Annotated in this window: 14 protein-coding genes and 1 rRNA gene; 10 read left to right on the forward strand and 5 right to left on the reverse strand. The window is 51.4% G+C overall.

The genetic code is table 11. From position 1 onward, the window contains the following. Positions 1–62 precede the first annotated feature (62 nt). Entirely contained in the window at positions 63–272 is a 210-nt protein-coding gene (locus KI215_RS13300) for a hypothetical protein (RefSeq protein WP_212773186.1), read from the reverse strand. A 276-nt stretch (positions 273–548) separates the two neighbouring features. Further along, positions 549–2,453 carry a sigma-54-dependent Fis family transcriptional regulator gene (locus tag KI215_RS13305; RefSeq protein WP_212773187.1) on the reverse strand — a complete coding sequence of 635 codons (1,905 nt, stop codon included), beginning with the start codon at positions 2,451–2,453 and terminating at the stop codon, positions 549–551. A 290-nt stretch (positions 2,454–2,743) separates the two neighbouring features. On the opposite strand from KI215_RS13305, the gene adhP reads away from it, so the two are divergent. After that, positions 2,744–3,754, forward strand: coding sequence for an alcohol dehydrogenase AdhP (gene adhP / locus KI215_RS13310; RefSeq protein ID WP_212775201.1), 1,011 nt, complete (start codon positions 2,744–2,746; stop codon positions 3,752–3,754). A 157-nt stretch (positions 3,755–3,911) separates the two neighbouring features. On the opposite strand, the gene KI215_RS13315 is transcribed toward adhP, so the two are convergent. Next, positions 3,912–5,475, reverse strand: a 16S ribosomal RNA gene (locus tag KI215_RS13315). Between the two features lie 305 nt (positions 5,476–5,780). On the opposite strand from KI215_RS13315, the gene KI215_RS13320 reads away from it, so the two are divergent. The 8 genes from KI215_RS13320 (at position 5,781) to KI215_RS13355 (ending at position 11,806) form a co-directional block, all read left to right on the forward strand. Further along, a complete protein-coding gene (locus KI215_RS13320) occupies positions 5,781–6,146 on the forward strand; it encodes a DUF2614 family zinc ribbon-containing protein (RefSeq protein ID WP_212773188.1) in 366 nt (121 codons plus the stop codon). Positions 6,147–6,506: 360 nt separating this feature from the next. Then, complete coding sequence (locus KI215_RS13325; protein WP_212773189.1) at positions 6,507–8,612, forward strand: AMP-dependent synthetase/ligase; 2,106 nt, start codon at positions 6,507–6,509, stop codon at positions 8,610–8,612. A 26-nt stretch (positions 8,613–8,638) separates the two neighbouring features. Next, positions 8,639–9,238, forward strand: a complete 600-nt coding sequence (locus tag KI215_RS13330) for a hypothetical protein (RefSeq protein ID WP_212773190.1) — start codon at positions 8,639–8,641, stop codon at positions 9,236–9,238. A 12-nt stretch (positions 9,239–9,250) separates the two neighbouring features. Beyond that, positions 9,251–9,763, forward strand: a complete 513-nt coding sequence (locus KI215_RS13335) for a hypothetical protein (RefSeq protein ID WP_212773191.1) — start codon at positions 9,251–9,253, stop codon at positions 9,761–9,763. Next, entirely contained in the window at positions 9,760–10,278 is a 519-nt protein-coding gene (locus KI215_RS13340) for a hypothetical protein (RefSeq protein WP_212773192.1), read from the forward strand. The genes KI215_RS13335 and KI215_RS13340 overlap by 4 nt, the downstream gene beginning before the upstream one ends. 16 nt (positions 10,279–10,294) lie before the next feature. Next, positions 10,295–11,074, forward strand: a complete 780-nt coding sequence (locus KI215_RS13345) for a hypothetical protein (RefSeq protein ID WP_212773193.1) — start codon at positions 10,295–10,297, stop codon at positions 11,072–11,074. A gap of 18 nt (positions 11,075–11,092) precedes the next feature. Beyond that, positions 11,093–11,617: a hypothetical protein gene (locus KI215_RS13350; RefSeq protein WP_212773194.1), complete on the forward strand. Its 525-nt coding sequence runs from the start codon at positions 11,093–11,095 to the stop codon at positions 11,615–11,617. 21 nt (positions 11,618–11,638) lie between these two features. Next, complete coding sequence (locus tag KI215_RS13355; protein WP_212773195.1) at positions 11,639–11,806, forward strand: hypothetical protein; 168 nt, start codon at positions 11,639–11,641, stop codon at positions 11,804–11,806. A gap of 41 nt (positions 11,807–11,847) precedes the next feature. Here the strand turns inward: KI215_RS13355 and perR are convergent, their stop codons facing one another. Then, positions 11,848–12,279 carry a peroxide-responsive transcriptional repressor PerR gene (perR, locus tag KI215_RS13360; protein WP_420830136.1) on the reverse strand — a complete coding sequence of 144 codons (432 nt, stop codon included), beginning with the start codon at positions 12,277–12,279 and terminating at the stop codon, positions 11,848–11,850. A gap of 67 nt (positions 12,280–12,346) precedes the next feature. Beyond that, positions 12,347–13,027: an endonuclease III gene (nth, locus tag KI215_RS13365; RefSeq protein ID WP_212773197.1), complete on the reverse strand. Its 681-nt coding sequence runs from the start codon at positions 13,025–13,027 to the stop codon at positions 12,347–12,349. A 199-nt stretch (positions 13,028–13,226) separates the two neighbouring features. On the opposite strand from nth, the gene KI215_RS13370 reads away from it, so the two are divergent. After that, positions 13,227–13,400 carry a hypothetical protein gene (locus KI215_RS13370; RefSeq protein ID WP_212773198.1) on the forward strand — a complete coding sequence of 58 codons (174 nt, stop codon included), beginning with the start codon at positions 13,227–13,229 and terminating at the stop codon, positions 13,398–13,400. The last annotated feature ends 76 nt before the right edge of the window (positions 13,401–13,476 follow it).

The following is a 13,476-nucleotide window of genomic DNA, read 5'->3' on the forward strand; positions in this document are numbered from 1 at the left end:
CTTTCTGTGTGGTGACTGCTCCCTTGTGCTGAAGGCCCAAGGTTCGGCTCTCACTCTTCAGTTCAACTTTTCCCGTTCCCCTTGATCCCATGATTTCGATCTATTCCCATCGACTTTGATAAATTTGACCCGGCCCCGGCTTTATGAATATTGGGGTTGATCTTGAAGTGTTCTATCTCATGACGAATTTTCTCCAACTCGATACGAATGCTTTTAAAACCCTTATCCATTGTCTCTTTATATTCTTCGAGCTTTTGGTAACGATCTTTCATGCGGAACCCCCTTGCTGACTTTCATGGTAAGTTACTAGCCAACTCCTCCCGGACTGTTTCAAATAATGTGTTACTTCTTCTTATTTACCATATTTTAAAAGGGTGAAAACCTAGATATGCACGACGCATCTCACAGTCAACGACATATGGATTTTAAGCTACCTTGGAACATGAGGCGGTTTCATCATTTTCACATTGACGCTAAGACGAAATGCTTTCATAATGACCGGAGCGCTTTCATCTCTCCATTCATTAGAGAGACGAAAGCGCTCTCTCTTAACTTTTCAAAACCCTCTTCCTCATCTCCCGGACTTGGGGATACTGATTCAGCTTCCGATACAAGGTCGTGCGGCTGATCCCGAGGAGGCGGGCTGCTTCCGACAGATTTCCCCGGGTTTTTTGGATCGCCATTTTGATCGTTTCCTCTTCTTGTTGGTTCCAAAACCCCGATTTGGAATGGATGGTAGAATGGAGACCCTTTTCCCTGGGCAGTGAGATATCCTGTACCGTAATCGTAGAGGTCCGGCGCAAAAGGCACGCCTGGTACGCCGCCTGACGGAGTACCTGTCGGAGTTCCCGGATGTTGCCCGGCCAACTGTACCCGGCGATTTTCTCACGAGCCACTTGATCCAGAGAGATGTGGGGAACTCCCAGTTCCTTGGCCATCTGTCCCAGAAAATGCTCCGCCAAGTCAAAAAGATCCGAGCGCTCCCGGAGTGGAGGCAAAAAGAGCTCAATTTCACAAAGGCGATAATACAAATCTGCCCGAAACCGGTTTTCCTCCACCTCTTTGGACAATGTCCGGTTGGTGGCGGCGATGATGCGGACATTCACCGGCTTGGAGCGATGGGAACCGATTCTTGTCACCCGTTTCTCCTCCAACACACGCAGTAGAGCAGCTTGAGAGGCTAAGGACAGTTCCCCAATCTCATCCAGAAAGAGGGTTCCCCCGTCCGCCGCCTCAAACTTCCCTTGGTGGCCTTCGCTCTTTGCCCCGGTGAAAGCCCCTTTTTCATAACCGAACAGCTCCGATTCAATGAGGGATTCCGGGATTGCAGCACAGTTGACGACCACCAAAGGACCGGAACGGCCGCTAGTCCGGTGAATCGACTGTGCGATTACTTCCTTGCCCGTGCCGGTCTCCCCCTGAATGAGTATGGTGGCATCGGTTGGTGCCACCACCGACGCGAGGCGGAACACCTCTTTGGCTTTGGGACAGTTGCAGATGATGCCGCTTTCTCGTGTGGGGCTTTGCTCCTTCACTTCCTGCACATTCACTTTTTGTATCTGTTCTTTTCTCTCCAACGGCTTCGGACTTAACACGGTACGTATCACCCGATCCCGCTGATCTCGAACAGGACGTACAATCCACTTTTTGATTTTTTCCCCGCCTGATGAATCCGCTTTCAATTTTGGCTCAACAAATGATGGACCCTTTGCCGAGAGAATCTCATCAGTATCCTTCTGGCTAAACCAACGGGACAAGTGCTGACCGATGCACTTCTCAGAAGGCAGACCCAAGATCCTGGCCGCATCTTGGTTGATTCGAGTGATCATCCCGTCACGATCTACCGAGATGAGGGGTTGACCGTACCCATCAATAATCGTATCCGTTTCCTGAATACAGAGGGTCAATTCCCGCTTCGCACTTTCCAGCAGAAGATGGGCTTGGCACGCTTGGGCAGCCGCGATCACCATTCCCATGGTGTGAGCCTGATGATGACGGACATCTCCACTCACATCCAATACACCCAACAATTCCCCTGTTGGAGAATAGAGGGGAGCGGCATAGCAGCACAAAAAATGGTTCTCCTGACAGTAATGCTGTTCTCCGACAACGCTGATGGGCTTTTTTTCAACGAGAGCCGTCCCGATGGCATTGGTTCCCTTCACTTTTTCGTGCCAATTGGCCCCGGCATCCAACCAAACCTTTCGCGCCCGATCAATAAAAGGAGAGTTCCCCCATGATTTGAGAATATAACCATCCGCATCGGAAATGAGAATCATAAAAGGGGTATCTTTCAGTTGCTTATACAGGTTGTCCAATACGGACGACGATGTGTGAAACAAATCGTGGAGACGATCTTTGCGATCTTCCAACTCTCCGCCTGTCAACAGGTCGTTATCGACATAAAGCGGGTCCACTCCAAATGACTTGCTGCGATCCCAGGATCTGATCAAGGATATTGTTTCTTCTTTTATTTTCGAAAATTGCATTAATTATTCACCTCCCTATCTTTTTTCCCCAAAAGTGGAACGCCATCTGAATCTCTTCAATTCTTATTATAATCCAAATGCGTTATTGAAGGCTGTACCAAATGAAAACAATGTATTGTCACGTGAACATCGCCAATCGTACTGGAGTCCCCAAAATCTTGGTTATTTTGTGTTGGCACAATGATTGCTCATATCTTTTGTTGAAAACGCCTTCAATTATTTTTCAAGGGGTGAGTAAAAAGTTGGCTAAAAAAATGCTCGCAGCGGTGGTACGGAACTTCCATGAACCCATTCATATCGAGGAGGTGGATATTCCGGAACCGGGAGAGGGTCAGGTTCGCGTGAAAATCGAAACGTCAGGATTGTGCCACACCGATATCCACGCGGCTAAAGGGGACTGGCCGATTAAACCGAAACTGCCTTTTATTCCGGGGCACGAAGGAATCGGGATTGTGGAAGCTGTCGGAAAGGGCGTCAAAGGGATCAAGGAAGGGGACCGTGTGGCCCTCCCCTGGCTGGGTTACGCATGCGGAATGTGTGAATACTGCAATTCCGGATGGGAAACACTTTGCGAATCCCAGTTGAACACCGGTTACTCGATTGACGGTACTCACGCCGAATACGCTATTGGTTACGCCAAACACATCGCGAAGGTACCCGACAATGTCAGCCCGATGGATGCGGCTCCATTGACCTGTGCGGGTGTGACCACTTACAAAGCGGTAAAAATGTCCGGCGCCCGTCCTTCCGATCTCGTGGCCATCTTCGGCATCGGCGGGCTGGGTCACCTGGCTTTGCAGTATGCAAAAGTGGCAGGTGCGACGGTGGTAGCTGTGGACTTGTTTGATGAGAAACTGAAGCTGGCCAAGGAGTTGGGAGCGGACTATGTGGTGAACGCCCGCACCCAAGACCCTGTAGAAGAAATCAAGAAGCTGGGTGGAGCCGATGCGGCCATCAGTGTGGCTGTCGCCCCCAAAGCATTTGAACAGGCTTATAATTCCCTGCGTCGTGGCGCCCGCCTCGTCTTCGTTGCACTGCCGGCGGACAACCACGTAAAGTTGCCCATTTTTGAGACCGTCCTCAACGGTATCCAGGTAATCGGCTCCATCGTCGGCACCCGTACCGATCTGGAGGAAACGTTCCAATTGCACGCGGCCGGACGGACAAAAGTCATTGCCGAAACCCGCCACCTTCATCAGGTGCATGAAGCCTTTGAAGAAGTGGAAAAAGCCCAAGCGAAGGCGCGGTTGGTTTTCAAATTGTAAACAAAGACAAAAAAAGACTGCTGACAAATGTCAGCAGTCCTGACACCCGGGTGGATACCTCGGGTGTTTTTCTACGGCATTCCCTGAAAACTGAGGAGTGGATTTCAGACTCGCCAGCACAAACACCGTTTAGTCGTTTCGCTTGAAAGCTCCGTAGAAAGGAGGTGATCCATCCCCACCTTCCGGTAGGGATACCTTGTTACGACTTCACCCCAATCATCTGCCCCACCTTCGGCGGCTGGCTCCCTTGCGGGTTACCTCACCGACTTCGGGTGTTGCAGACTCTCGTGGTGTGACGGGCGGTGTGTACAAGGCCCGGGAACGTATTCACCGCGGCATGCTGATCCGCGATTACTAGCGATTCCGGCTTCACGCAGGCGAGTTGCAGCCTGCGATCCGAACTGAGACCAGCTTTTTGGGATTGGCTCCCCCTCGCGGGTTCGCTGCCCTTTGTACTGGCCATTGTAGCACGTGTGTAGCCCAGGACATAAGGGGCATGATGATTTGACGTCATCCCCACCTTCCTCCGGCTTTCACCGGCTGTCTCGCTAGAGTGCCCACCCGAAGTGCTGGCAACTAGCGATAGGGGTTGCGCTCGTTGCGGGACTGAACCCAACATCTCACGACACGAGCTGACGACAACCATGCACCACCTGTCACCGCTGCCCCGAAGGGAAGGTGCATCTCTGCACCGGTCAGCGGGATGTCAAGCCCTGGTAAGGTTCTTCGCGTTGCTTCGAATTAAACCACATGCTCCACCGCTTGTGCGGGCCCCCGTCAATTCCTTTGAGTTTCAGCCTTGCGGCCGTACTCCCCAGGCGGAGTGCTTATTGGGTTACCTTCGGCACAGAGGGCATGACGCCCCCAACACCTAGCACTCATCGTTTACGGCGTGGACTACCAGGGTATCTAATCCTGTTTGCTCCCCACGCTTTCGCGCCTCAGCGTCAGTTACAGGCCAGAGAGCCGCCTTCGCCACTGGTGTTCCTCCCGATCTCTACGCATTCCACCGCTACACCGGGAATTCCGCTCCCCTCTCCTGCACTCAAGCCTGCCAGTTTCGGATGCACCCCCACGGTTGAGCCGTGGTCTTTCACACCCGACTTAACAGGCCGCCTGCGCGCGCTTTACGCCCAGTAATTCCGGATAACGCTCGCCCCCTACGTATTACCGCGGCTGCTGGCACGTAGTTAGCCGGGGCTTTCTCCTCCGGTACCGTCACTCGAAAGAGCTATTCGCCCTTCCGCCGTTCTTCCCGGAGAACAGAGCTTTACAACCCGAAGGCCGTCTTCGCTCACGCGGCGTTGCTCCGTCAGGCTTTCGCCCATTGCGGAAAATTCCCTACTGCTGCCTCCCGTAGGAGTCTGGGCCGTGTCTCAGTCCCAGTGTGGCCGGTCACCCTCTCAGGTCGGCTACGCATCGTCGCCTTGGTGAGCCGTTACCTCACCAACTAGCTAATGCGCCGCGGGCCCATCCGCAAGTGACAGCCGAAGCCGCCTTTCCACCCCAGCCCATGCGGGCTAAGGTCCTATCCGGTATTAGCTCCGGTTTCCCGGAGTTATCCCGGTCTTGCGGGCAGGTTGCCCACGTGTTACTCACCCGTTCGCCGCTGGATCCACCAACGTCACCCCGAAGGGATCTGTCAGCTTCACCCGCTCGACTTGCATGTATTAGGCACGCCGCCAGCGTTCATCCTGAGCCAGGATCAAACTCTCCTAAAAATATCACTCAAGAAGAACTGACGAGTCCTTCCTCCACTCTTCAGTTTTCAAGGAACGCCGCTCGATCGCTTCTCGCTATCTCGCTTTCATCCTCCCGCGCTCTCGCGCGGCGACAATAGATACTATAGCACCCTCCAAATATGAAGTCAAGGATTTTTTTCTTCGAATGAACAAGGAATTATTTGGATTCATAATGGATTAGACTGTGTTTCATACAACCGGCATTACTTCATTATAGATAAAACCGTTTTGGCAGTGTGAAACCGGAAATGGTATACTCAATTTTGACAAAGGAGGCGGCAATCATGATATGGGCAAGCAAGATCAATAAAGTGCGGACCCTGGCTTTGTTACTCACCTTTCTCGGCATCGGCGTCATGTACTTTGGCTTTGTCTGGCCGGGATGGATGGTATTCTTCTTATTCTTGGGGATTCTAGTCATCTTCTCCAGTGTGGGTCTATACTTTTGGATCGGCATCTTGTCGTTGCAGGCCGTTCAGGTGGAATGCCCCAAGTGCGGCCGAATGACCAAAATTCTCGGCAAAGTTGACCAATGTCCCTATTGCAAGGTATATCTTTCGCTAGATCCCGCCCATGCTCCAAAGAAATCAACTCATTCAGCCAATGCGGTTTCCGGTTCCGAAACGGAATCATCCGAATCCGCCACATAATCACGGTTCCTCTTGCCTCTAACATAAACAATCATCAAGTGAAATGAAATCACCTGATACATCCTAAGCCCGCCCGGGCTTTTCTTTGCGCATATTACTTTTGTTATATTTTTTCTAAATATTATTCTTTTCCGAGTTGAACCTCGGTATAATGTGTGTAACACTTGGTAGAACGAGGATGGATCCCCGGTTTATTTGAAAGCGATTACATGATCCGATTACCGAAACTGCAGTGAAACTTATCGACATCCACATCTCTTATTCCTCACATTTCATTTTAGGTCCTCTATCTTCGCAATGTCGCGAATATGTTGATTCATGAGGAGATCATTTCGGTATCACCGGAAGGAGGACGCTCCCGTGAAGCCTCAGAACCTCGTGGACATGTTGTACCGAACCGTCAAACGTTATCCAAACAAAAATGCTTTGTTATGGAAAGAAGACGGTCACTATCGAGGTTGGTCCTATGCCCAGCTGTGGGAAACGATCCGGCACATGGCCTTCGGTCTCCGCAGCCTGGGAGTGCAATCCGGATCCAAGGTGGCAATTTGCTCCACCAACGGTCCGCATTGGCTGGTCAGCGATTTTGCCATCATGAGCCTGGGAGCAGTTTCAGTCCCGATTTACCCTACGCTGACGGGCAAACAAATCCGTTTCATCTTGGAGAATGCCGATGTCGAATGTGTCATCATGGAAACGGCCGAGATGGTAGATCGCGTTCATGAATGGCCAAAGCAAGTTCGGTCGGTTATCGTCGTGAAGGACCGATCCACCCACCCTCTGGCCACGACGTTTTCATCCGTCCTGAGGCGAGGTGAGTCCGAAAATGTCAAAGTGGATCGTTGGGGCTGGCAACAACTGAAACGGGAAGATCTGGCCACCATCGTCCATACATCCGGTACAACGGGCGATCCAAAGGGGGTGATGCTCTCTCACGGCAATCTGTTGACCAATGTGGAGGAAAATCAGTATTTCGTTCCAGTCAGTTCACGCGACATATCCTTGTCTTTTTTACCGCTTTCCCACATTTTTGAGCGAACATGCGGTCAATTTATTCCCATGGCGGTTGGGGGCACCATCGCTTACGCGGAAAGCATGGAGACGATCCCACAAAATTTGGTTGAAGTAAAACCGACTGTTTTGATCAGTGTGCCTCGTTTGTTCGAAAAGATGCATCAGCGCATCCTGGACCGGGTGGAAAATAGCTCCTTTCTTCGCCGCCGGATTTTCCGATGGGCATTAAGCGTATCCGAAGAACGCTTAAAACTGACCAATGGTGAACACGGATGGCCGGTTCCCCTTTCACTGGAGAGGAAATACCTGATGGCGAGAAAGCTGGTTTTTTCCAAGATTCACGCCCAAACAGGCGGAAGATTGCGCATGCTGGTATCGGGCGGTGCCGCTTTGGATCCCAATGTGGCACGGTTCTTCACACTCATCGGCCTTCCCATCATCGAAGGGTACGGCATGACGGAGTGTTCTCCGGTGATCGCGTGCAACCCGTTAATACGTCCCAAACCGGGTAGCGTCGGAAAACCGTTGCCGCAGACGGAAGTGCGGTTGGCTGAAGACGGGGAACTGTTGGTCAAAAGCCCCAGCGTGATGATGGGGTATTACGGCCAACCGGAAGAAACGGCCAAAACGGTGGAAAACGGTTGGTTGCATACAGGAGACATCGCGGAATTCGACGAAGATGGTTATATCCGACTCGTGGACCGTAAAAAGAACATCCTGGTGTTGTCCACCGGAAAAAATGTAGCTCCCCAACCTGTCGAAAACGCATTGTGTTCCAGCCGCTACATCCAGCAAGCGGTTCTGGTGGGCCACAAACGCAAATATGTCTCCGCCCTCATCGTTCCGGAATTTGAGGCGATCCGCCCGCTCGCGAACAAATGGGGGGCACGCACGGATGAAGAAATCGCGAAAGCACCCGGTACACGGGAATTGATCGAACGGGAGATTCAGCGTTTGACAGCGGATTTTGCCCCGTTTGAACGTCCCAAAAAGTTCGCGCTGCTGTCCCGACCGTTCACACTGGAAGCGGGTGAGCTCACTCCCACGTTGAAAGTGCGCACCAAACAGGTGGAACAACGATATGCTTCCGTTATCGCCGGGTTGTATGAAGACATACCGGCAGAGGAAGTGGCGGCTTCCACCGCGGACAATGTCGGACATACGGAGCACGCTGCCTCGTTGACCGACCGTTTCTCCAAAGTATGGTCGACCGACGAACGGCATACAGACACATGGTCGCAAGCGGAAAGTTCCATAGTGACAACACCTTCAAATCATATTCCAACCAATGGAGTCATGGACATGAGAAAGAAAGCGATGCAAAATAGTAGTTGGGTCAGTGTGATGGCCGATACGGTTACGTTGTTGAGGCATGTGTTCAGTCCACCGGTTTTGATCGGAATTCTGACCGGAATCGTGGCCGGTTTCGTCGTCAAGTGGTTATGGTTTTAATCCGATAAAGGAGGTGTCAGCTCCGCGTGCGTTATTTGGTCGCCGTGGTGGCAACGGTGATCGCGTTCGGGTTAACGATATCACTGCCGTTGTTCAGTGATGGCCCCCGATTGCCTCAGCCTCCGAAAAGTGTAACGTTACCCGACATGTCGAAGTTGGACACGGACTCATTGCATCATATACCTCCACAATATGATCTGAACGGCATGTTGGAGCAAATCAATCAAAACAACACGAAACTGGGTACCGTTAATGCCAATATCTTAAACGCATTAAAAGGGATCAATGAGAAATCGAACAAAACAATGAATGTGAGTAACAAACTGTCCCTCGTATATCAAGGATTAGGCGATCAGGGTATGATCTTGGGGGACATGCGGACCGTGACGGGCCAACAAGTGGTGCTGAGCCAGAACCTGAACCGATTGAGCCGGTTTTTGCACAGCAAAATGAATTTGATATCCGCCTCTGCAAACAAGCAAGTGAGTGAAGTCCAAAGATTGCGAGCCATCACCCTGGATACCAAGTCCAAACTGCAATCAGCCTTGTCTTACAACCTAGAGATGGAGCGCAAGTTGAGCGCAGCGGCGGACAAAAGCGAGAAAGCCGCCAACTCCTTACCGTAAGGAGGAATTCGATTGATTCGAAAATTTATCTCGATCTTGGGGATTCTCCTCCTGAGCGGTGTCTTGATCAACGGCATCACGATGACGCAGCATCTCAAACGGATCCATTCCGGGTTAGAGGACAACCTGCAATCCATTCAGCAATTGAATCAAGTTCAAGCGGCGATCATCGACAAAAACGGCGAGCTGGCACATATGGTTCGCACCGTTCAGCGAATTGACAGGGGTCTAAACGCTACCATTGTCAAAACCGATCAGACGCTGACCCTGTTGACGACGGTGGTGGATTACAACGCAGACAGCCTGCGGCTTAATGACGGCATGCTGGGATACTCCAACAACTCCAAGCAAAAAATCCAGGCCATCAGCTCCTCTTTGCAAGAACTGTCCCCCTATATGCAGCAACTGGACCAAATGTTGAAGCAGATGAGAGCGACAGCAGCCGCCGACCGGCAACACATGGAGGATATCCTGCAATCGACGCGAGAGATGAACAAAAAGACACCCGGGGTGAGTTTAAAATGAAAACATTCAAAGTAACCACCCTGATCATCACATTGTTGCTCGCGGTGATTGCGGGTAATACCTGGCTGCAATTGTCGATGCAAAAGGAGATCGCCGAAAACTCCAAACGCCTGAAGACGGAACTGATCTCATCCGCAGCCAAATCGAAGAAGATGAACGACCAGTTAGCTACGATCGCACAGTTACGTGAACAAACCAACCGGTTGAACGCCAAGGTAACTCAGATTCAGCGTAATACCAGCGGTTTGAACCGGGAACTGACTGAGCTCGACCAAGTGGTCGCCTCCATCGCACAGCGCGTAAACACCATCGGTACAAACACAGGCGCTACATACCAGGATCTGAAGCAAATCGAGGCGTCACTCAACGCCAGCATTGCCACGTTACAGTCCATTCAACAGTCCAATCAACAAATTGTACACACGCTGAGCGCGATGAAGTCGATCCAAGGGGAGATCAACGCAAATCTCCGGAAGATGAACGAGAAAACAGCCGTCCTTCCGGAGAAGAAATGAGGAGGTGATGTCCTCCATGCGTTTGTCCAGATGGAAAATCGCCCTTGGTGTCGGAATAGCCGCGATCTTGACCGCCGCAACCCCCACTTTGGCCAAATGGAGTGATGAAATCGTCCTCCCCAACATGGCGGATTACAACATTTTCGGGTTGACCTCGGACATGGTACAACGAACCAACGGCATGTTGACCGACACGGAGAAATTGGCATCGGAAGTGAACAAGGCCAACTCGACCTTGGACGGGCTGAAGCGGCAGGATCAGCTCCTCGCCCAACAAGTGAGCACCAACCAATCCATCCAGCATGAGTTGGATCAACAATTGGCGGGAAATGTACGTGCCCGTGAACTGATGAACGCCATTTTGACTCGGGAACGTCAAACAGCTCTGCTGACAACACAAGTAGCCGTCAGCGGTGGCCAATTAACGGACCAGATGGTACAAGTCGTTCAGCACCTGGGGAAGGTGGCAGACAACACCGGACAGGTCGCACATACTTCCGGTAGTCTCAACAACCGGTTGGATCTTCTGTTGGCGGAACTGGACCAATCGATTCACAATTTCCGTTATGTGGCTCTCGTTCCGCAAGCGATTGACTATCTGAAAAAACAGCTTGGCATCGATTTGCCGGATCCGCGAAACGATGAACCGCCTCCATCGAAACCGTTGGTGGACCCCAAACCGGTGGAAGACATCATCAAACGGGTCATTCCGAAACCTCCATCCGAACCGGATGATCCTTCCACTTCACTGAGAGACGGGTTAAAGGACCTTTTGCCCTTACCGCTGTTGCCTTGACGGGGAGGAGGGTTTCATTTGCTGGCACGTGTCGTTGTACTGACGATTAATTTGGCCCTCTTGGGGCTTACATTGTGGGGAACCATTCAGCAGATCGAAACGCAAAAATCAGCAAACCAAGTCATGGCCGAGGTACATCAAAACATCAAGAAAGCTCATGCGTTGACCGTCACCACCAACCACCAATTACAACCCTTACGGGAAACGGCAGATACGATCGAAATCATGAACGGCAAATTGGATCGTACCAATCAAATGCTGACCCACATGAACCAAAGCCTGAACCGGGTGACGATCAGTGAGCAAAAAATCGTGACGGGACTGGATCAGCTCAATCAAAACACCTATATCGTGATGAATCAAATCAACCATTTGCAGGGAGCCAACGGCCGATTGGTTCCTCCATCGTCCACCGTCGCGAAACAAACGAAACATGAACATGACTTGATGAAAAGTCTGTATGAGATGACCGGGACATCCATTCAGGAAATCGCCAAGCTCAACCGAAAATTCGCCTGGGTGGGATTGCTCCCATTGCCGTGATGAAATAGGGGGGACCGCACCTTGTTTTTCAGTCTGCTTTATCTGATCGCGCTCATCGCCATCATCATCTTCACCGTTCTCAGCATCGTGGCCATCATCCGTGATCAGCCGGTTACACGATGGCTGATGGGCTTGACAGCGGTCGCCTTCATTTATGTATTCCTAGTCGCCATGAGCGTCTGGATTTAAGTCCAAAAAAACCTGCGTGCCCAATGACACGCAGGTTTTTTTCATGCTGTGTGTTTTTGGCAATCCTTGCAGATACCATAGATTTCCATCCGATGGGACTCGACGCGAAAGCCGGTGCGTTTCGCAGCTTCCCGTTCCACATCGATGAGCGGGGGATAATCGAAATCGGTAATCTTTCCACACTCCCGGCAGATGACATGGTAGTGATCCGTCATATTGGCATCAAACCGGCTGGATGCATCGCCGTAGGTCAATTCCCTTACCAGTCCCGCTTCCTTGAAGACCCGCAAGTTGTTGTATACGGTGGCTACACTCATGTTGGGGAATTTCCCCTCAAGCGATTTATAAATTTCATCGGCGGTTGGATGGCTCATCGATGAGAGCAGAAATTCCAAGATGGCATGCCGCTGCGGGGTCATGCGCACACCGGTCGACTTCAATTTTTCAACAGCTTGTTCCAGGCGACTGTTCATCGCCATCCACCTCACTTCTTACCGCCACAAGAAAAAAGATTCTCTTTTAATAATCTATATAAATAGTCTAACGGGAGTCAGCCGTTTTTGTCAATGCGTTACCTTTCAAGCGGTTTTTTCCGTACCAACAATAGGGCAGCAAATCACAAACCTCACACTTCGGACTCCGCGCCGAACATAAGCGTCGCCCATGCCAGATCAACCGGTGATGGGTGATGGACCATTCCTCCCGCGGCACCCGCTTCATCAGTTGACGTTCAGTCTCCAGCGGATTGTCGCTGTCGGCCATGGCCAAGCGGTTGGCGACGCGTTGCACATGGGTGTCCACCGCCAGCGCCGGCACACCAAAAGCATTGGACAACACTACGTTGGCGGTTTTCCGTCCCACGCCCGGCAACGCCTCCAGGGCTTTTCGATCTTTTGGCACTTCTCCCCCGTATTGTTCCACCAAAATCCGACACGTTTTCAGGATGTTTTTGCTTTTGTTGCGAAAAAGACCCAGCCCTCGAATTTCTGCAGCCAAATCCTCTTCCGACAACGTGAGGAATGCTTCGGGAGTCGGGTATTTCCGAAACAGCTCTTTCGTAACCTTGTTCACCTGCCGATCCGTTGATTGGGCAGAGAGGATCGTAGCGATCAAGAGCTCAAACGGATTACGAAAGATAAGTTCACAATGGGCATCTGGGTACATACGGGCCAATGTATCCAATATTTTGCGGGTCTGCACGCGCCTGGGCTTTGGTTGCATCCAAGTTCCCTCCTTTTCCGCTCGATCGCACCTCTGTCTATTGTACCGAAATCCGAGGAAAAATGACCACTGTTCGCATAGGGGGACGAACCCTCGGATAGAATGGAGCCTGAACATGTTAACATGTGTTGGTCATTTGACGCGCCGAGAAGAATGTTGAACTTTTTCCGTCAAGCGAACGAAAAAGGAGGGAAAGTTCATGCGTAATCGTCCCGCTTCCCTGTCCTGGATCATCGGGGTGGGCTTACTATTGATTGGTTATTACTCATTCCCGTCCGCTTGGGGATATGGACTATTCGGTTTCGGTCTGGCATCAGCCCTATGGGGCGGGCTTGCTTACCTGTTTTATCCGGAGCGAAACCATTCTCGATAAAGCGTTTGTCGGCAAAAAACGAATGGCGCTGATCGCCGGGTAGCTATCAGCGCCCAAGGGGTTTCGGGTTTCTGCT

Origin of the sequence: Polycladomyces abyssicola, from assembly GCF_018326425.1 — a bacterium.
Classification (GTDB): Bacteria; Bacillota; Bacilli; order Thermoactinomycetales; family JIR-001; genus Polycladomyces; species Polycladomyces abyssicola.

What these genes read in the sequence shown, in the direction of transcription:
- KI215_RS13300 (WP_212773186.1), bottom strand. Translation starts at nt 272, where the DNA reads ATGAAAGATCGTTACCAAAAGCTCGAAGAATATAAAGAGACAATGGAT.
- adhP (WP_212775201.1), top strand. Translation starts at nt 2,744, where the DNA reads ATGCTCGCAGCGGTGGTACGGAACTTCCATGAACCCATTCATATCGAG.
- KI215_RS13320 (WP_212773188.1), top strand. Translation starts at nt 5,781, where the DNA reads ATGATATGGGCAAGCAAGATCAATAAAGTGCGGACCCTGGCTTTGTTA.
- KI215_RS13340 (WP_212773192.1), top strand. Translation starts at nt 9,760, where the DNA reads ATGAAAACATTCAAAGTAACCACCCTGATCATCACATTGTTGCTCGCG.
- KI215_RS13345 (WP_212773193.1), top strand. Translation starts at nt 10,295, where the DNA reads ATGCGTTTGTCCAGATGGAAAATCGCCCTTGGTGTCGGAATAGCCGCG.
- perR (WP_420830136.1), bottom strand. Translation starts at nt 12,279, where the DNA reads ATGAACAGTCGCCTGGAACAAGCTGTTGAAAAATTGAAGTCGACCGGT.
- nth (WP_212773197.1), bottom strand. Translation starts at nt 13,027, where the DNA reads ATGCAACCAAAGCCCAGGCGCGTGCAGACCCGCAAAATATTGGATACA.
- KI215_RS13370 (WP_212773198.1), top strand. Translation starts at nt 13,227, where the DNA reads ATGCGTAATCGTCCCGCTTCCCTGTCCTGGATCATCGGGGTGGGCTTA.